This is a genomic window from Massilia alkalitolerans DSM 17462, assembly GCF_000427785.1.
Classification (GTDB): domain Bacteria; phylum Pseudomonadota; class Gammaproteobacteria; order Burkholderiales; family Burkholderiaceae_D; genus Telluria; species Telluria alkalitolerans.
Genome location: NZ_ATYR01000021.1, coordinates 42,535 through 61,466, shown reverse-complemented (window position 1 = coordinate 61,466; position 18,932 = coordinate 42,535). Strand labels below are relative to the sequence as shown.

Here is an 18,932-nt window from a genome sequence, read left to right as displayed (position 1 = left end):
AGGAGAGCACCATGAACAAGCAGATCTACGTGAACCTTCCGGTGAAGGACCTGGAACGCAGCAAGGCCTTCTTCGGCGCGCTGGGTTTCGGATTCAACCCGCAGTTCACCGACCAGAACGCCGCCTGCATGATCGTCAGCGAGGACATCTATGTGATGCTGCTGACCGAGCCCTTCTTCCAGGGCTTCACCAACAAGCCGGTCGCCGATGCGCGCAAGTCGACCGAAGTGCTGCTGTGCCTGTCCTGCGACAGCCGCGCCGCCGTCGACGACATGGCCGCCAGGGCGAAAGCCGCCGGCGGCAGCTGGCCGAACCCGCCGAAGGACCACGGCTTCATGTACCAGCACGGCTTCGAAGACCTCGACGGCCACATGTGGGAGCTGGCCTATATGGAAGGCATGCCGGCGCAGGCGGAAGACGCGGCAGCCGCAGACGCGGACGTACAGATCTAATGGACGCCCAGGTCGAACGCAGCATCGCCGCCGTCTGGCGCATCGAGTCGGCCAGGATCGTGGCGGTCCTGGCGCGCATGGTGCGCGACGTCGGCCTGGCCGAGGAGCTGGCCCAGGACGCCCTGGTGGCGGCCCTCGAGCACTGGCCGCGCCAGGGCATCCCGGACAATCCCGGCGCCTGGCTCACGACCACGGCCAGGCACGCCGCGCTCGACCGCCTGCGCCGCGACCGCCTGCTCCAGCAGAAGCTGGAGCAGATCGGCCTCGACCTCGAAGCCCAGGAGGCATCCATTGTGCCCGATTTCGTCGACAGCCTGGATGCCGCCCGCAACGACGTGATAGCCGACGACCTGCTGCGCCTGATGTTCACGGCCTGCCACCCGGTGCTCTCGCTCGACGCGCGCCTGGCGCTCACGCTCAAGCTGCTGGGCGGCCTGTCCACCCAGGAGATCGCACGCGCCTTCCTGGTGCCTGAAGCCACCATGGCGCAGCGCATCGTGCGCGCCAAGCGTACCCTGGGTGAAGCGCGCGTCCCCTTCGAGCTGCCGCCGCCGAACGAGCTGGGCGAACGCCTCGGCGCGGTGCTGGAAGCCGTTTACCTGATCTTCAACGAAGGCTATAGCGCGACCGCGGGCGAGAACTGGATGCGCCCTGCCCTCGTGGACGAAGCCCTGCGCCTGGGCCGCATGCTGGCCGAGCTGGCCCCTGGCGAGCCGGAGGCGCACGGCCTGGTCGCGCTGATGGAACTGCAGGCCTCGCGCATGGGAGCGCGCCTCGACGCCGAAGGGCGCCCAGTGCTGCTGCTCGAACAGGACCGTTCGCGCTGGGACGGGGTGCTGGTACGGCGCGGCCTGGCGGCGCTCGCGCGCGCCGCGCAGCTGGGCCTGGCGCGCGGCCCCTACCTGCTGCAGGCCGGGATCGCGGCCTGCCACGCCCGCGCCCGCGTTGCCCGTGACACCGACTGGCGCGCGATCGCGGCGCTGTACGGCGAGCTGGCGCAGGTCCAGCCCTCGCCGGTGGTCGAACTGAACCGCGCGGTGGCAGTCGGCATGGCCGACGGTCCCGCGGCCGGCCTGGTGCTGGCCGACGCGCTGGCGCTGGGCGGCAAGCTGGCCGGCTACCACTGGCTGCCGAGCGTGCGCGCCGACCTGCTCGCCAAGCTGGGCCGGGTCGAGGAAGCGCGCGGCGAATTCGAACGCGCCGCCGCCATGACCGCCAACGGCCGCGAGCGCGAACTGCTGCTCGAACGCGCGCGCGCGCTGCGCTCCTGAATGAAACAGCCCCGTGGGCCAGTGGCGCACGGGGCTGGCGATGGAGGTTTAAGGGCTCAGCGGACGATGCAGTCGGGCCCCTGGCCCTGGTCCGGCCCGTTGGCGGCCGCCGGTCCGCCAACGCTGCCGGCGTCGAAGCTTGGCGGCGGCACGAACTGGATGCCCGGGTTGACCGGCACGAGCACCGGCGGCTGGTTCACGTTCGGCACGTAGCCGAACTGGCCGGCCTGGAAGCCGAGCGCGCCGCCGTGGTTGGTCACGACGATGGCGCCGTCGGTCACGTTCAGGTGCAGGCCGGGCGGCAAAGCCGGCGCCGGGGCGCCCTGGACGGGCACCGGCACGTACTGCGCAACGAAGGTGGTGCCGCGGATGCCGATGGTCGCGGTCGGCGTCTTCAGCGAGAACTTCTCCTTGTTGCGCTTGCCCATCAGGCCGGTGATCGAGCGCAGGCCGCCCTTCACCAGGCTGTAGCTGGCACTGTCGCGTTCCGGCTTGCCCTCGTCGAAGGAAAAATTCTCGACCTTGAAGGTGGTACCGGGGCGCAGCGTGATCTCGCTGTTGTCGATGAACTTGATCTGCGCATAGGTGTTCTTTTCCGACACCAGCGTATCGCCGCTCTCGACCTCGGACTTCAGGCCCAGCACCTTGACGCTGCCGTCGGCCTTCTTCGCCATCAGCGGGCCGCTCAGGCGCGCCACCACGCCTGCGACCTGCGCGGCCCAGGCGGCATTGCCGGTGACGAGCAGCGCCGCGAACAGCAGCGTGCCCAGGGCCCGCTTAGTTGCAGTACATTTTTGTGGCTGGTTTTTCATTCTTTGCTCCAGTGTTCGTACCTGCCGCCGGACCGGGCCCGTTCTCCGACTGCTCCGACGGCTTGGCGCCTTCGCCATCCTGCTTGCCGGCGGCCGGCGTGGCTGCCGGCCGCTTCTCCTGCGCCGGGGTGCGCGTATTGACCAGGTTGACCGTGGTCTGCTGGACCTGGGCCACCGGCTTCTTCGACTCGCCGCCCTGGCTCGGGGCCGGGTTGAACACGGCGCAGCGCGCGTCGAGCGGGTGGGTGGCGCAGAAGTCGGGCTTCGGCAGCACCGCCTCGCAGCCTTGCAGGGTCGGGTTCGCCGCGCACTGCTCCAGGCGCGGCAGGATCGCCGCGCAGCCCGGCTGGGTCGGGCCGAGGATGCACTGCTGCATGCTCGGCAACACCGCGCTGCAACCGGCCAGGGCCTTGTTCGCCTCGCATTGCGCCAAGGTCGGCAGGATGCCGGCGCAGGACGGATCGTTCTTGTTGACCAGGCAGGCGTTGAAGGCCCGCTGCATGACCACATTGCAGCCCAGCCTGCCGGGGTTGGCGCGGCAGCTGTCCACCGACGGCAGTACCTGGGTGCAGCCCAGGGCATCCGGATTGCCCACGCAGGCGTGGGTGGCCTGTTCGATCACGCCGCTGCAGCCCGCGGTGGCCGGGTTGGCCAGGCAGACGCTCAGCTGCGGCGGCGTGGGATCGGGCTGCACGGGATCGGGCTTCACGGGATCAGGCTGCACGGGATCGGGCTTCACGGGATCAGGCTGCACGGGATCTGGCTTCACGGGATCGGGCTGCACAGGGTCGGGCTGCACGGGATCTGGCTTCACGGGATCTGGCTTCACGGGATCTGGCTTCACGGGATCTGGCTGCACGGGATCTGGCTTCACAGGATCAGGCTGCACGGGATCGGGCTGCACAGGATCGGGCTGCTGGGTTCCCGGCTTCGTTTGCACGACTTCCAGCGTGCCGACCACGCTGCCCTCCGGGTAGCTCACCTGGCCGCCGGTCAGGCGCACCTTGCCCGACGCGGACGCCACCCGGCCGGCCGGGCCGATGGTCAGCGCGCCGTCGTTGGCGGCCAGCAGCGTGATGTTGCCGCTGTCGGTACCGACCCGGCCCTGGATGTTCAAGGGGCTGTGCGTGACCAGGCGGATGTCGCCGCTGCCGGTCCTGACGCCGTCGAGCGACCCCGAACCAGGGCCGACGGTCAGGCCGCCGGTGCTCTCGATCGAAATCGCACCGCCGTTGCCCACGCCTTCCTGGGCCACGTTGCCCACGACGAGGGCGCGGTCGTTCACGATGTTGATCGGCGCATTGCCGCTCGCCGTGTTCTTCGCGCTCAGCAGGAAATTGGTGCTGGTGCGCAGTGCCCGGTCGGCTTCGCCGATGCCGCCGCGCGCCTGGATCGACAGGACGTTCGCGCTGAGCCCGCCCGTTCCCTTGACCGATGCGACCTCGGCCACGATCGCCACCGGCGCGGCCACCGGCGCATCGACCTCGAGATGCTCGCCCGTGAGGGTGATGTCGTTCTGCGAGGCGAGGCCGGCGTGCTCGCCGACGCTGCCGATGCGCAGATTGCCGGTCCAGTGGACCCGCAGGCCGGCGCCGCCGGCGCTGCCGGTGGCGCTGCCGGCCAGGGTGCCGATCTGGTTATTGCCGAGCAGGTTGGCACTATTGGCTTCCACCAGCAGTTGCGGCGTCCTGATGACCTTGTTTGCCTGCTGGATGTCGCCGCTGGTGCGCAGCGTGGTGCGGCTGTTGGAGGTGATGTCGGCGGTGAGCGTCATGCCGGCGCTGCCCGCATGGATGTCGATCTCGCCCGACTTCAGCGCGCCGTCGACGACCACGCGGCCGATGCCGCCGATGCCGATCTTGCGGCCGGCATCGATCGCGCCGGCGCTGCCGACCTGGAACAGGCCGCCAGGCGCGTGCAGGGTGGCCAGGAGCCGGCTGGTCGCGCCGTTCAGGAGCACGGGCGCGTTCAGGTACACGCTGCCGGCGCTATCGATGACCAGGTTGCCGTCCAGGGTCAGCGGATTGTTGATCACGATCTCGCCGGTATGGCCGCTGTTGCCGATGTTGATCTCGTAGGCCTTGAAGGCGCCGAGGCGGCCAGGAGCCAGCGTCAGCGCGCCATTGACCTCGGCGGCGTTGACGAAAATGCTGGTGCCCTTGTCGAAGCTGTTGAAGGAGACGACCGGCAGCGTACTGCCGATGCCGCCGATCATGCCGGCCAGCGTCATCCGGTTCGACTTCAGGTCGATATAGTCCGGGCTCGCAAGCTGGCTGCCGGCAAGCAGGTTGATGTGGTTCTTCGCTCGCAGGTCGATGCTGCCCGTGGTCGAGGTCAGCGCCGCGCCGACGGTCAGCTCGTTGCCCGCCTCGGCGCGCACGTCGTGCGGCGTGGTGAGGTTCTCCAGGATCTTCAGGTCCCTGGTCGCCTGCAGCACGATGTCGGCATTGGTGGCGGTCAGCGTGCTGGCCTTGATGTAGGTGGTGTCGCCGGTGGAGACGCCATCGGCGATCACGATGTTGTCCGGGTCGATCAGCCAGCTGCCCTTGCGCCCGCCCGACGCGCCGCCGCCGGCATCCACGCGCACGCCGTCGATGTCGAGCCGGCGGCCCGAGGTTTCGACCAGGCCACCCTTGCCCGCGCCGGCGCCGCGCGCCGAGATGCTGCCGCTGGCAAGGGTGGCGCCGTCCGACCACAGCACGACCTTGCCGCCCTCGCCGTTCGCGGTGGCGTCGGCGCGGATGCTTGCCTCCTTGCCGAAGCTGGTCTGCTGCGCGTTCGGCAAGGCGGCATTCCTGCCCTGGTAATCGCCGCCCACCAGCACGGTGCCGCCCTGGGCGGCGCCGCTGGCGTCGACCTGCGCATTGCCGCCCAGGCTGACGCGCTCGCCCAGCAGCTGGATCTCGCCGCCCTTGCCGCTGCCTTGCGCGCTGGTGACGCTGCCCCCTTCCAGCACGGTTTCCCTGCTGGCCTTCAGGACGATCCTGCCGTCCTGACCCAGCACCGCGCTGTCGGCATTGACCACGCCGCGCTGGTTCACCAGGGCGCCGTAGATGCCGACGCGGCCGCCCTGCGCCACCACCTGGCCCAGGTTGATGGCCTGGTCGTTCGGCGCCGACACCACCACGCTCAGGTCGGGGTTGCCGGCATCGACCAGCTGCACGCTGCGCCCGGCCGCCAGCACCACCTCGCCGTTCGGGGCGGTGATGACGCCGCTGTTCTCGACCTTCGGGGCGACCAGGAAGACCTTGCCGCCGCTTGGGGTCGTGATCGCGCCTTCGTTGCGGACGTTCCCCACGTTGGGAGCGGCGCTGAAATTCTTCTTCCCGGCCAGGAAGTCGCTGTCGCTCATGTCCAGCGTCGAGGCCACCAGGCCGTTCACGTCCACGCGCGCGCCCTGTCCGAAGACCACGCCGTTCGGGTTGATCAGGAAGACCTTGCCGTTCGACTGCAACGCGCCGAGGATGCGGCTGGGGTCCTGGCCGACGATGCGGTTCAGCACCGCGCTGTCGCTGCTTTGCTGGATGAAGCGCGTGATCTCGCCGGCGTTCACCGAGAAGCTCTGCCAGTTGATGATGGTCCCGGGGGTGTTCGTGATCGAGAACACGTTGCCGTCCTGGGAGAAGCTCGCCTGGCCCGCCACCACCTTGGGCAGGGTCGGGGCCGCGGCGCTCGTTGCCACGCCGCCGAAGCAGGCGGCGACGCACAGCGCCGCCCGGCTGAGTCGAATAAGTCCGTTCCTCATGAAATTCTCCTAGTAGGCCAGGCCGACGCGCAGGTGCAGCCTGTCCTTGTCGGCGCCGCCCAGCGCGCCCTCTTTCACCACCTTGCCGTAATCGACCTGCAGGCTGGTCGCGCGCCCCACCGAGAAGCGCAGTCCGACGCCGGCGCCGGCAATGGTGGTGCTGCGCAGTTCGCCCGGCAGCGCCTTGTTGCGCTTGCCGTAGGCGCTGTCGTAGAAGCCCAGCAGGCGGCACTGCCAGCCGCTGCGGCTGCACAGATTCGGCGTATACACTTCCAGGTTCAGGCCCAGGCCCGAGTCGCTTGCCAGGGCGCGCTCGTCGAAGCCGCGCACGCTGGTCGAGCCGCCGGCGCCGAACTGCTCGCCCGGCACCAGGGCGTCCGGCGAATACTGGCCGTTGGCCAGCACGCGGCCCAGCCAGTCTCCGGCGCCGATGCTGCTGCTCCAGGCGCCGGCCAGGCGCAGGGCGGTGTAGCCGGCCTTGGCGCCCGAGCGCGCCGCGCTGAAATCTTCCTGCGCACCGCGCGAGCCGCCGGGGAGGTTGCGCAGCAGGGTCGCCGAGACGTTCACTTCGCTGTTGCCCAGCACCGCGCGGCCGAGGTAGCCGATGCTGAGCGGGCGCACGGTGACGTTGTTGCCGAAGTCCTGGTTGAAGAACATGACGCTGTTCTTGTAGGCCTTCACTTCCAGGCCGGCCACCAGGCGGCCTTCGAGATCGCGTCCGCCCAGGCTGCGCTTGTCCAGCACCTTGCTGTAACGGGCGCCGTAGACCGCGCCGCGCCCGCTCACCGCCAGGTCGAACAGGCCGGCGCTGACCACGCCCGAATCGACGTCGGAATAGCTGGCATAAAGGTCGAGGGCGGCGCCTTGCGCGTACAAGGGCACGTGATAGCCCAGGCCCCAGACCGCGACCTGCGACGGCTCCTCGACCGTGGTGGTGTACTGCAGGCTGCCGACGTGGTCGCGGCCCCAGAGGTTGGCGTGCTGCAGCACCAGGCCGGCGTGGGTCTTGCCGGTCTCGCCCGTGCCGGTGTTGTCGAAGTTGGCCATGACGGTCCAGGGGCGCTCTTCCGCGACTTCGATGCGCGCGTCCACCGTGTCCATCCCAGCTTCGTCCTGCGCGCCGCTGCCGAGGCTCAGCTTGAGCTTCCTGGCCGGGTTCTCGTTGGCCAGCTTCAGGTTGGCCGAGACGCGCGCCAGGTTCGGGGTCTCGCCTTCGCGCAGGGCCGGCAGGCTGCGGCGGATGTTCGCGGTGCCGAAGCTGCTGTTGCCGTCCACCGTGATCCTGCCGATCCGCGTCTGCAGCACATGCAGGCGCACCACCCCGCCGTCGAGCTCCTGCTCCGGCAGCTGCACCGTGACCAGGTTGTAGCCGCGCGCGTGGTAGAGCGCTTCGAGCGCCTCCAGGGCGCGCTGGACGTCGCCGAAATCGCGTCCCTTGCCGGTAAACGGCGCCACCGCGCCCTCGATCTCGGCAGCGCCGAGCAGGGTGTTCCCACTGACGTCGAAACGCTGGACGTCGAAGCGGACGATGTCGTCGGTACTGCCGGCGGCACCGGGTTCCTGGCCCCAGGCGCTGGCCACGGCCATGGCAAGCACTGAGCCTGCAAGCAGGCGCGCAAAGCGTTGTTTCATCGGATTTGCTTTATAGACTGTTGTTTTTATAAGTTTTTCTTATGAATCATGGACATGCGATGGCCGCACAAGGGCCATAGTCGATGGGCAGTGTAACGAGCTTTTTGTTGCAATGGAGAAAAACTAGAACGTCAACGGAAACTTCCCCCACACAAAGGGGGGCGTTCCGTTGCTTCATTGACACACTACTTGCTATCGAAGCGCGTCACCCCATCCCAGTCCAGGCCCGGGGGATGGGCGCGGTAGTGATCGATGCGCTCCAGGTACAGGGTGTACAGGCCGCGCCCGGGATGAGCGCTGGCCAGCGCCCGGATCGCCGCCTGCGCGGCATCCCAATCTTGTGTGCGCAGCAGCGCCAGCGCCGCGTCCCACTGCGCCAGCTCGTCGATGACGGCGGGCGCCAGCTCCGCGGGCTTGCCGAGCGGTTCGTAGATCGCGACCGGCTCGTTCTTGCCCTTCACCCGTACCCGATCGAGCTCGCGGTAGACGAATTCCGGCGCCGCCAGCCTGGTGGCGGCGCCGACCGCGATGCCGACGCCGTAGACCTTGGTGATGCCTTCCAGGCGCGCCCCGAGGTTCACGGCGTCGCCCATGACGGTATAGGCGCGGCGGATGTTGGAACCCATGTCGCCCACATGCATGAGGCCGGAATTCAGGCCGATGCCGATCTTCAGTTCCGGCCAGCCGCGCGCCAGGAAGTCGCGATTCAGGCGCGCGGCGCTGGCCTGCATCAGGAGCGAGGTGGCCACCGCGCGGCTGGCATGGTCGGCAAACGCGACCGGCGCGCCCCAGAAGGCCATCACGGCGTCGCCGATGTACTTGTCGAGCGTGCCCTGGTGGCTGGAGCGGATGTCCTCGGACATCGCGGTGAGGTAGAGGTTGATGTACTCGCGCAGCTCCTTCGGGGAGAGGCCCTCGGAGATGGTGGTGAAGCCGCGCACGTCGACGAACATGACGGTCAGCTCGCGGCTCTCGCCATCCATGTTGTAGGCTTGCGGGTCTTCGGCCATCTTTTCCACCAGCTCGGGGGCGACGTACTCGCCGAAGCGGGTGACCAGCGCCCTGCCCTTGCGGAATTCGAAGAAGTAGCCCCAGGCGAGGTTCAGCACGAACAGGGTGGCGACCAGCAGCAGGCAGATGAAGACGTTCAGCACCAGGTCGTGTTCGGTGTAGGCGTACCAGTTCAGCCAGCCGCAACCGATGAAGACGGTGGACGCGAGCAGCACCGACCAGGCCGGGGCCAGCACCGGCAAGGCGAAGCTCAGGAGCAGCCCGACCACGACCGCCAGGCCGGCTTCGAGCGCCTCGGCGGACCAGGGGCGCGCCTTGAAACGCCCGTCCAGCATCGACTTGATCATGTTGGCGTGAATCTCGACGCCCGGATACTGGGCGCTCACCGGCGTGGCCCGCAGGTCCTGCAAGCCCGGGGCGGTGGTCCCGACCAGCACGATCGTCCCTTCGAGCAGCGCTTTCGGCAGCTTGCCCGCCAGGACGTCGGCCGCCGACACGTAGGGGAAGGCCCCGCCGTCCGGCCCGCCGCTGCCGCGGAACTGGACCGTGCTGACCATGCCGTAACCCACTGGGAAGCGCACCACGCCGGCCTTGTTGGTGAACATCTGGATGGTGTCGAAAGCGGAGGCGTCGCGCTCGGCCTGGGACATCTGGTCCACGCTGGTGTCGAGGACCGGCTTGATCGCGCGGGTGTCCAGGAAGGCCGCCATGGTGGCCAGCGACAGCGAGGCATGGTAGCCGTCGCCGATGCGGAACACGAGTGGCGAGGACCGCACCAGCCCATCGGCATCGGGGATGGCCGTGAACACGCCGGCGCCGGCCGCGGCCTGCTGCAGGCGTGCGATGTTGGCCTCGTAGCCGGTGCTGAAGGCGGCCGTCGCTGCGCGGCCGTTGAGGAATTCGGTGGTGAACAGCGGTTTCGGCAGCACGCCCTTGGCCTGCTGGTCCGAAATATTAAAGCCGAGCACCACCGGCTTGCCTCGCATCGAACGCGCGAACATGCCGTCGTAATCGAGCGCCGGCTTGAGCGTGTCGAGCCGTTCGCGCAGTGCGCCCACGTCCTTCAGCTCGCGCGCGGCCAGGCGCTCCAGCACCTCGTAGCCGGAACTGGTGTCGGGCTCCGGGAACGAGACGTCGAAGCCCACCGCGCCGACCCCGTAGTGCTCGGTCAACTGGTCGACCAGCCGGGCCATGACGTTGCGGCTCCACGGAAAACGGCCCACCTCGGTCAGGCTGCGGCTGTCGATATCGACGATCACGATGCCTGGATCGAGCTCGTAGGGCTCGAGGCGCATGCGCAGGTCGGCGATGATCGTGTCCTGGCGCTCGATGGTGTGGCTGGTCCAGGCACCCCAGACGTAGAGCACGGCGGCGAGCGTGAAGAGCAGCCCGAGCGCCCAGCGCGCACCGTACCGGGAGAATGCCTGGCGAAGACGCTTCATGACCGGCTGCGGGTGTTACGGCCGGTAGCCCGGAATCGCCGACTCGTCCACCTCGTCGATCTGGTGCGCATCCATGTTCTTGTGCGCGAACTGCAGGTACACGCGGTTGCGCACGAAGATGTCGAACAGGTCCGGGTCGATGTGGCCGTTGAGGGCGAACTTGCCGAGGATCTGCAGCGACTCGGACAGCTTCTTGCCCTTCTTGTAGGGCCGGTCGCAGGCGGTCAGCGCTTCGAAGATGTCGGCGATCGCCATGATGCGCGCCTGCACCGACATCTGGTCGCGGGTCAGCCCTTTCGGGTAGCCCTTGCCGTCCATGCGCTCGTGGTGGCCGCCTGCGTACTCCGGCACGTTCTTCAGGTGCTTCGGCCACGGCAGCGACTCGAGCATGCGCACGGTGACGTCGATGTGGTTGTTGATGATCTTGCGCTCGTCCTCGGTCAGGGTGCCGAAGCGCACGGTCAGGTTGCGCACTTCGTCCTCGCTCAGGAAATCCTGCTCCTCGCCGCTTGGTCCGGTCCAGCGGTACCGGGCGATGCGGCGCACGCGCTCCTGGTCTTCCGGCAGCATGCCCTCGCTGCCCACGTTGGCGCGGCGCAGGAAGTCGCGGTCGGCGCGAATGCGCATCTGTTCCGACAGCAGGCGGTCCTCGATCGCCGCCGGGTTGGCGTCCGGCTCGATTCGCGCGCGCAGCGCGCGGATCTCGCAGTCGCGCAGCAGCACCTCGAAGCGGGTGTCGACCAGGTGGATGCGGTCGAAGATGGTTTCCAGCTTGGTCGACTTGTCGACCACGTGCACCGGTGTGGTGATCTTGCCGCAGTCGTGCAGCAGGCCAGCCAGCCACAATTCCTTGCGGTCGGCGTCGTTCATGCGGAATGCGGCGAGCGGCCCCTGGGTGGTGTCGTGCACCGCCTCGGCCAGCATCATGGTCAGTTCGGGCACGAACTGGCAGTGGCGGCCGGTATAGGGCGACTTCTCGTCGATGCCGATGTTGATCAGGTTGACCAGCGCTTCCAGCAGGTTTTCCAGTTGCTGGATCAGGAGCTGGTTGGTCAGCGCCACCGCGGCCTGCGCCGACAAGGCCTCGATGAAGCGCTGGTCGGTCGGGGAAAACGCGCGGATCTTCCCGGGCTCCGGGTCATTGGCCGAATTTTTTGCGTTAACCAGCTGGAGCACGCCCACCAGCTCGCCCTCGTGGTCGGTCATCGGCACCGTCAGGATCGACTGCGAATGGTAGCCGAAGGTCGCGTCGAACGAACGCATGCCCGAGAAGTTGAACACGTCGGCCTTGTAGACGTCTTCGATGTTCACCGACTGGTTGAAGTTGGCCGCGTAGGCCGCCACCGAAGCAATGTTCTTGTTGCCGTAGTTGTCGTAGAGCGGCACCGGCGCGATGTCGATCGGCTTGCCGCTCACCCCGCCCTGGTAGATGTCGAGGGTGTCGTTGATCGAGATGTGGAAGCACAGGCTTTTCCTGTCTTCGCTCGGACGGTACAGGGTGCCGCCGTCGGCATCGGTCATGTGCTTGGCCACGCGCAGGATGCGGTCGAGCAGCGCGGCGGTGTCATGCGTGTCCCCGAGCGCCACGCTGACTTCGGTAAGCTGGTGCAGGCGTTGCGCGATTTGGGTGGGATTCAGCTCTTGCATGGTCTTCAAGCCGGAAGCGGTCGTATGCATATGCATGCAGCAACTTTTTCCAATAAGTAATGTTTCCGGAGTGTAGCTTCCTTACGACCCGGTGTATATCCCAGTGGTGGGGGGAGTTCAAAAAATGCGGATTTTTGATGCTTTTGGGAACAAAACCCTTATCATGCTCGGTATTCCAAAAACATAACAATGTTCGGCTGGGAGTCCCGATGAAATTCCGCTTCTGGGGGGTGCGTGGTTCGATACCGTCCCCAGGTCCACGAACGGCGCGCTACGGCGGCAACACCACCTGCATCGAAGTGCGCAGCGACGACGGCACCCTGATCATCCTCGACGGCGGCACCGGCCTGTTCCCGCTGGCCCAGCACCTGCTGGCGCGGCCGCAGGCGCCGGCAATCCAGGCCAACATCTTCATCACCCACAGCCACTGGGACCACATCCATGGCCTGCCCTTCTTCACGCCGCTGTTCATCAAGGGCAGCCGCGTGCGCCTGCACGGCGCCCACGACCCGGTGAGCGGCAAGGGCATCGAGCACGTGATGGCGGTGCAGTTGCAGAACAGCTACTTCCCGGTCAGCGAAACCCAGATGGGCGCCACCATCGAGTACTGCACCCTCGACGTCGGCACGCCGGTCGCGGTCAGCGATGCGGTGGTCGGCAACGTCCTGATGAACCATCCGGTCACCAACCTCGGCTACCGCATCTCCTGCAATGGCCGCTCGCTGTTCTTCACCGGCGACCACGAACCCTGGCACAACCCCTATCCGCCGGGCGACCCGGCCTTCGACGCGTTCGAGGCGCACCTGGGCGAGCGCCAGCGCGCGATCGACGCCGCCATGGCCGGCGTGGACGCGCTGATCGTCGACTCTTCCTACACCCGCGAGGAATACCCGTCCAAGGCCGGCTGGGGCCACGGCACCTTCGATGCCGCCATCGAGATGGCGCTGCGCGTGGGCGCGCGTGCCCTGTACTGCACCCATCATGAGCCGACCCGCGGCGACAACGAGCTCGAGGCCGCATTCGCCGCCGCGATGGCGCGCTACCGCGAGCGCCTGGGCGAGCTGCAGGTGCGGCTGGCCTTCGAAGGACTGGAAGTCACGCTGTGATGCTGATGTGGTTCCGTCACATCAAATTCGATAAATTTATTGCGCGATACATAAACAAACGGTACTATCCCTGAAGAAACATTATTGACAAAATAGCATTCTAACCGCTTGTCTCTCTACCAGGGATTCCAATGATCGCTCGCACTTCCATCGCACTCGCACTGGGCCTGTGGTTCAGCGCTGGCCAGGTCCAGGCCGTACCGCTGACTTCTACCGAGATGCTGCAGCAGTTCAATGTTGTCGTCAGCGGCAACCTGAACTCGACCTCGCACGTCGACGGCCGTACCTATGTGGGTGGCGATGTGAAGGGTGGCGCATATGTGCAGCACGCGGGCAGGACGCCGGCGTCGAAGTATGCCGGCCTGACGGTGGGCGGCAACGTGAGCGGCAATGTGCACGTGAACGGCCTGGGGGCAGTCGTCGGCGGCAACGTCAAGAATGCCACTGTCAATTCCGGCGAAAGCCATGTCGGCGGCACGGCGTCCAATTCCAGCTTCAACGGCAATGTCTATGTCGCCGGCGCCGCTTCCAACGTCAATTTCGGCCAGAAAATCCATGCCGCCAGCTACAGCGGCATCAACCTGAACGGCAAGGTACTGAACGCGACCACCAGCACGATGAACGGCATGCTGGCGGCCTCCACCTCCACCGATTTCTCGTCGCTGATGACAGGGCTGTCCACGCAATTGTCGGCACTGCAGGCCACCCCCGGCACCTCGGTCATGTTCAGCAATAACGACCGCCAGGTCACCTTTTACGGCATGCCGGTCGACGGCATGCTGGTGTTCGACCTGACCACGCTCGACAGCAAGATCTTCTCGTCCATCACCTCCGATCTCAGTTTTAACCTGAACGGCGCCAGCACGGTCATTTTCAATACCAACGACAGCATCCTGAACCTCAACGCCAACTTCGCCCAGCCCCACAACCTGGCCAGCTCGCTGATCTGGAACTTCGCTGGCGCAAGCAGTGTCAGCGTCGGCCGCACTTTCGGCGGACAGGTGCTGGTGCCAAACGGGACGTTCAGCAACACCGGCGGCGCCAACGTCGAGGGGGGCGTATACGCCAAGAACCTGAATCAGGGCGGCGAAATTCACCTGCAGAAGTTCACCGGCTCGCTTCCTGCGGAGGTGCCGGAACCGGGAACCCTGGCCTTGCTGATGGCCGGCGCAGGGATGATTGCCTTCACGGGTCGGCGGCGCAAGCTTTCAGGCCGCTGAAACAGACGCCGGCAACAGCACAGCAGGGCGCTCATCCCGCCCAGGCCCGGGCAAGCGGCGCCCGGTGCGCTTCGGGCGCCACCGGACGCGAAAAGTAAAAGCCCTGCCCTTCGTCGCAGCCGAGGGTCTGCAGCAGCTGCATCTGGCGGCGGCTCTCGATACCCTCGGCCACTACCCGCATGCCCAGCGCGTGGGCCATCGCAATCATCGAGGCGATCAGGGTGTCGCCTTCCGGGTGTTCGATGCGCAGCACGAAGGCGCGGTCGATCTTGAGCACGTCGAAGCGCAGCTTCTGCAGCTGGGACAAGGACGAGTAGCCGGTGCCGAAATCGTCGATGCACAGCTTGATGCCCAGTTCGCGCAGCTGGCTGAACACGGCGGACTCGCCGATCCCTTCCTGCATCATCGACGATTCGGTCACCTCGATTTCCAGCATTCCCGGGTCGATGCCGTGGCGCGCGACCGCGTCGCGGAACATCGCGATGACATCGGACTGGCTGAACTGGCGCGGCGAGATGTTGACCGAGACGGGAACCAGGGCCGCGCCGTGGCGCGTCCAGCTGGCCAGCTGGCGGCAGACGCTGTCGATCACCTGCTCGCCCAGGCGCACGATCAGGCCGGTCTCTTCCAGCAGCGGGATGAAACGGTCGGGCCCGACCAGGCCCTGGCCGGGGCGTTCCCAGCGCACCAGGGCTTCCATGCTGGCGGCGCTGCCGGTAGCCAGATCCACCCGCGGCTGGTAATGCACCACGAACTGCTGCAGGTCGAGCGCCCGGCGCAGCTCCATTTCCGTCTCGAGCCGAGCGCGGATGGCCTCGAAGAAGCGCGACTGGAAGAAGCAGAAGCCGCCCTTCCCTTCGGTCTTGACCGAGTACATCGCGATGTCCGCATTCTTGAGCAGGGTCTCGGCATCCTCGCCGTGCTCGGGAAACAGGCCGATCCCGATCGAGGCGCCCAGCACGTGGGTCGCGTGCTGCACGTGGAAACCGTCGTGGAAGGCCGCGAGGACGCGGCCGGCGACGTGCTCGACGTCTTCCCGGCTGCCGACCTGCTCCAGCAGCACCACGAATTCGTCGCCGCCCAGCCGCACCACGTGGTCGCGCGGGCGCACCGCCAGTTTCAGGCGCTTGCCGACGGTACGCAGCAGCTCGTCGCCGGCCGCATGTCCGAGCACGTCGTTGACGGCCTTGAAGCCGTCGAGGTCGATGAACAGCACGGCCAGCCCATGCCCGCCAGCGCGCGCCCGCGCGATCGCCTGCGGCAGGAATTGCTGGATCCAGTAGCGGTTCGGCAGGCCGGTGAGCTCGTCCGAATTGCTCCTTCGCTCGAGCTCGGTCAAATGCGCCTTCGATTCGCTGATGTCGCGGATCGTGACCGCCAGGTCGCCGTTGGCGCGCACCGCCTTGTAGCGGATCCAGCGGGCCCGCAGCGGCTGGTCGGGCCCCTGCTCGACCGCTAGTTCACGATCGTAGAAGCCGCTCTCGAGCGCCTTGCACAGCCGCTCGCAGGCCCGGCGGAACACCTCGCCCTGGTAGAACTCGGACAGGCGGTGCCCGATCAGTTCCTCCGCCTGCTTGCCGAACATGGCGGCGCCGTGCTGGTTGCAGTCGACGACGCTGAAATCGCGAATCACGCCATGCCGGTCGCGCAGCGGGCGGTTGATGAAGAAGCCGTCGCCGGCGTCCTCGGTGGCCAGGCGGTAGGCGGCGCGCAGGGCGTCCATCTGGTGCCGGCGCCAGCGCGCGTGCACGAAGACGCCGGTGGCCAGCAGCCCGGCCAGCATGATCCAGGCACTGTTCCACCAGGCGGCGGCCAGCCGGGCCTCGCGGTGGACCCGGTAGGCCCCCATGGCGCTATGTTCGTCGATACCGACGATGCCGATCAGCCCGAGGTCGGGAAACGGCCGCCAGCCGACCACGCGCTGCCGCCCGTCGGCGAACCAGCGCCGTCCGCCGAGCAAGGCCACGCCCTGCGCACCCCGGCCGGGCATGGGCGCGCGCAGGAATGGCTTGCGGTAGGAATGGACGGTGTCGCCCGTGCGGGTGGCCAGCAGGGCGTCGTCGGTCCGGGCCACGGCGGCGAAGCCGTATTTCCCCAGGATCGGCTCGGCGTAGTGCTGCGTGAAAAACGCAGGCAAGACGTTGATGAGCACAATGCCGTCGAAGCGCCCGTCGGGGGTCAGGAGCGGACGCGAGAATGCCACCACTTCGCGCCCGGTCAGTTGGCCGTCCAGCGGCCCGCTCAGGTACAGGCGATCCTCGAGGGCATGCTGCTGGGCGACGAAATAGGGCCGGTTGCCGAAGTAGCGCCCGACGGCGGCCGGATGCGTGCTGGTGACGACCATGCCATTGCGGTCGATGAACGCTACCGCAGACATATATTGTTGAGAAAAGATCCCTGCTTCCAGGGTGCCGGCCAGGTCGCCGCGGCTTCCCGAGCTGGCCCAGCTGTGGCGCAACAGGAGCAGCAGGCGGTCGGTCTCGTCGATCGAGCGGCGCGTGCGGATGACGAGGCTGTGCGCATAGGCCCCGGCCTGCTGTTCCAGCTCGGCGCCGCGCTCGCGCTCTTCGTGCCCCAGCCCGCGCAGCACATGGCTCCACAGCACGGCGATGACGACCACGGCGATTGCCGGCCACACGAGCAGGAGCAACATCCGCTGGCGCAGGAAGGCCAGGAAGGGACGCAGTGGGCTGTTCACACCGAGACCAAGCGTGCTCACAGCCGGGATCGCCTTGTCGATACGCGGATTCATGGTTCCTGCGCGGCAGTGGAGCGCAACCCAGTATAACCCGTGCGCAGCGCACGCCTCGCCACGTGCGGCGACGCGTGCAGCGACCAAAAAAAACCCGGCAAAAGCCGGGTTTTCGTACAACAAATACTGCTGTTACATGATGTGGGTGCCGATCCACCAGGCGATCGCGGCCATGAAGGCCGAGGCCGGGATGGTGAAGATCCAGGCCCAGACGATGTTGCCCGCCACGCCCCAGCGCACCGCCGACATTTTCTGCGAGGCGCCCACGCCGACGATCGCGCCGGTGATGGTGTGGGTGGTCGAGACCGGGATGCCGAAGTAGCTCGACATCAGGAGGGTCATCGCGCCGCCGGTTTCCGCGCAGAAGCCGCCGACCGGCTTGAGCTTGGTGATCTTCTGGCCCATGGTCTTGACGATGCGCCAGCCGCCGAACAGCGTGCCGAAGGCGATCGCCGCATAGCAGGAGATGATGACCCAGGCCGGCGGATGGGTGTCGTTGACGCTGACGTAGCCCGCCGCGATCAGCAGCATCCAGATGATGCCCATGGTCTTCTGCGCGTCGTTGCCGCCGTGGCCCAGCGAGTAGGCCGCGGCCGAGGCCAGCTGCAGGCGGCGGAACCAGGTGTCGACCTTGCGCGGTGTCGACTTCACGAAGGTCCAGGACACGATCAGCATGATGATCGACCCGAGCGCGAAGCCCAGCAGGGGCGCGACCACGATGAAGGCCACGGTCTTGATCAGGCCGCCGGAGATCAGCGAGCCGGTGCCTGCCTTGGCCACCGCCGCGCCCACCAGGCCGCCGATCAGCGCGTGCGAGGACGAGGACGGGATGCCGTAGTACCAGGTGATGATGTTCCAGGCGATCGCCCCGACCAGCGCACCGAAGATGACGTAGTGGTCGACCACGTGCGGGTCGATGGTACCCTTGCCGATGGTCTGCGCCACCTTCATGTTGACCACGAAGATCGCGATGAAGTTGAAGAAGGCCGCCATCGCCACCGCGTGCTGGGGTTTCAGTACGCCGGTCGACACCACGGTGGCGATCGAGTTCGCCGAGTCGTGGAAGCCGTTCATGAAGTCGAACACCAGTGCCAGCAGCACCAGGAAGCCCAGCACGTAAATGCTGATGTTAATAGTTTCCATGTTTATTCTTGTTGTGCGCGGTGCGCTGTTGGCCGATTATGCGTTCTCGACGATGATGCCTTCGACGATGTTCGCCACGTCTTCGCAGCGGTCGGTGACGGTCTCGAGGATCTCGTAGATCGCCTTCATCTTGATCAGGTTGCGCACGTCCGGTTCGTCGCGGAACAGCTTGGACATGGCGGCGCGCATCACGTGGTCGGCGTCCGATTCGAAGCGGTCGATCTCTTCGCAGATGGCGACGATCTTCTGGGCGTTGCCCATGTCGTGCAGCAGGGAAACGGCTTCCTGCACCTTCTTGCAGGCCGACAGGCACAGTTCGGCCAGGCGCGCAGCTTCCGGGGTCACCGCATGCAGGTCGTACAGCGAGACCGTCTGGGCCGCGTCTTCCATCATGTCGAGGATGTCGTCCATGCTGGTGATCAGCTTGTGGATGTCATCGCGGTCGAGCGGGGTGATGAAGGTCTTGTGCAGCAGGTCGACGCATTCGTAGGTGATCTTGTCTGCTTGTTTTTCGATACTTTCGACGGCGTGGGTGCGGTTTTCCAGATCGTCGAAGTTGGTCATCAGGCCAACCATTTCCTGCGCGCCCTTCACGCACAGGGCGGCGTGCTGGTTGAACAGGTCAAAAAACTTGCCCTCCTGGGGCATCAGGCGTCCGAACATATTATTCTCCGTTGTGAATCTCTTGGGACTTCGAGA

The 18,932-nt window shown here is 66.8% G+C and carries 12 protein-coding genes; 4 read left to right on the top strand and 8 right to left on the bottom strand.

All coding sequences use genetic code 11. From position 1 onward, the window contains the following. Positions 1-11: 11 nt before the first annotated feature. Complete coding sequence (locus tag YWC_RS0118710) at positions 12-452, top strand: VOC family protein (protein ID WP_027866760.1); 441 nt, start codon at positions 12-14, stop codon at positions 450-452. Next, positions 452-1,723 carry an RNA polymerase sigma factor gene (locus YWC_RS0118705; RefSeq protein WP_027866759.1) on the top strand — a complete coding sequence of 424 codons (1,272 nt, stop codon included), beginning with the start codon at positions 452-454 and terminating at the stop codon, positions 1,721-1,723. Before YWC_RS0118710 ends, YWC_RS0118705 begins: the two co-directional genes overlap by 1 nt. 56 nt (positions 1,724-1,779) lie before the next feature. Here YWC_RS0118705 and YWC_RS29985 read toward each other — a convergent pair whose 3' ends face one another. The 5 genes from YWC_RS29985 to YWC_RS0118680 all read right to left on the bottom strand — a co-directional run bounded on the left by YWC_RS29985 (position 1,780) and on the right by YWC_RS0118680 (position 12,012). Continuing rightward, positions 1,780-2,535: a FecR family protein gene (locus tag YWC_RS29985; protein WP_051306560.1), complete on the bottom strand. Its 756-nt coding sequence runs from the start codon at positions 2,533-2,535 to the stop codon at positions 1,780-1,782. After that, positions 2,501-6,280, bottom strand: a complete 3,780-nt coding sequence (locus YWC_RS31705) for a two-partner secretion domain-containing protein (RefSeq protein ID WP_051306559.1) — start codon at positions 6,278-6,280, stop codon at positions 2,501-2,503. Before YWC_RS31705 ends, YWC_RS29985 begins: the two co-directional genes overlap by 35 nt. A gap of 9 nt (positions 6,281-6,289) precedes the next feature. Then, positions 6,290-7,912, bottom strand: coding sequence for a ShlB/FhaC/HecB family hemolysin secretion/activation protein (locus tag YWC_RS0118690; protein ID WP_027866758.1), 1,623 nt, complete (start codon positions 7,910-7,912; stop codon positions 6,290-6,292). A 185-nt stretch (positions 7,913-8,097) separates the two neighbouring features. Next, a complete protein-coding gene (locus YWC_RS0118685; RefSeq protein ID WP_027866757.1) occupies positions 8,098-10,365 on the bottom strand; it encodes a CHASE2 domain-containing protein in 2,268 nt (755 codons plus the stop codon). Positions 10,366-10,380: 15 nt separating this feature from the next. Further along, the gene (locus YWC_RS0118680; protein ID WP_027866756.1) at positions 10,381-12,012 is read right to left on the bottom strand and encodes a GAF and HD-GYP domain-containing protein; all 1,632 of its coding nucleotides are present in this window, start codon (positions 12,010-12,012) and stop codon (positions 10,381-10,383) included. A gap of 209 nt (positions 12,013-12,221) precedes the next feature. Here YWC_RS0118680 and YWC_RS0118675 point away from each other — a divergent pair, with 209 nt between their 5' ends. After that, on the top strand, positions 12,222-13,118 hold the full coding sequence (locus tag YWC_RS0118675; RefSeq protein ID WP_027866755.1) for an MBL fold metallo-hydrolase: 897 nt from the start codon (positions 12,222-12,224) through the stop codon (positions 13,116-13,118). A gap of 131 nt (positions 13,119-13,249) precedes the next feature. After that, entirely contained in the window at positions 13,250-14,338 is a 1,089-nt protein-coding gene (locus YWC_RS0118670; protein WP_229413139.1) for a collagen-binding domain-containing protein, read from the top strand. 31 nt (positions 14,339-14,369) lie between these two features. Here the strand turns inward: YWC_RS0118670 and YWC_RS29975 are convergent, their stop codons facing one another. The 3 genes from YWC_RS29975 to YWC_RS0118655 all read right to left on the bottom strand — a co-directional run bounded on the left by YWC_RS29975 (position 14,370) and on the right by YWC_RS0118655 (position 18,896). Next, positions 14,370-17,090 (bottom strand): bifunctional diguanylate cyclase/phosphodiesterase, encoded by a 2,721-nt coding sequence (locus YWC_RS29975; protein WP_084416487.1) that lies wholly within the window; start codon positions 17,088-17,090, stop codon positions 14,370-14,372. A gap of 132 nt (positions 17,091-17,222) precedes the next feature. Next, positions 17,223-18,233, bottom strand: a complete 1,011-nt coding sequence (locus YWC_RS0118660) for an inorganic phosphate transporter (RefSeq protein ID WP_027866753.1) — start codon at positions 18,231-18,233, stop codon at positions 17,223-17,225. 36 nt (positions 18,234-18,269) lie between these two features. Then, positions 18,270-18,896, bottom strand: a complete 627-nt coding sequence (locus YWC_RS0118655) for a DUF47 domain-containing protein (RefSeq protein WP_027866752.1) — start codon at positions 18,894-18,896, stop codon at positions 18,270-18,272. Positions 18,897-18,932 lie beyond the last annotated feature (36 nt).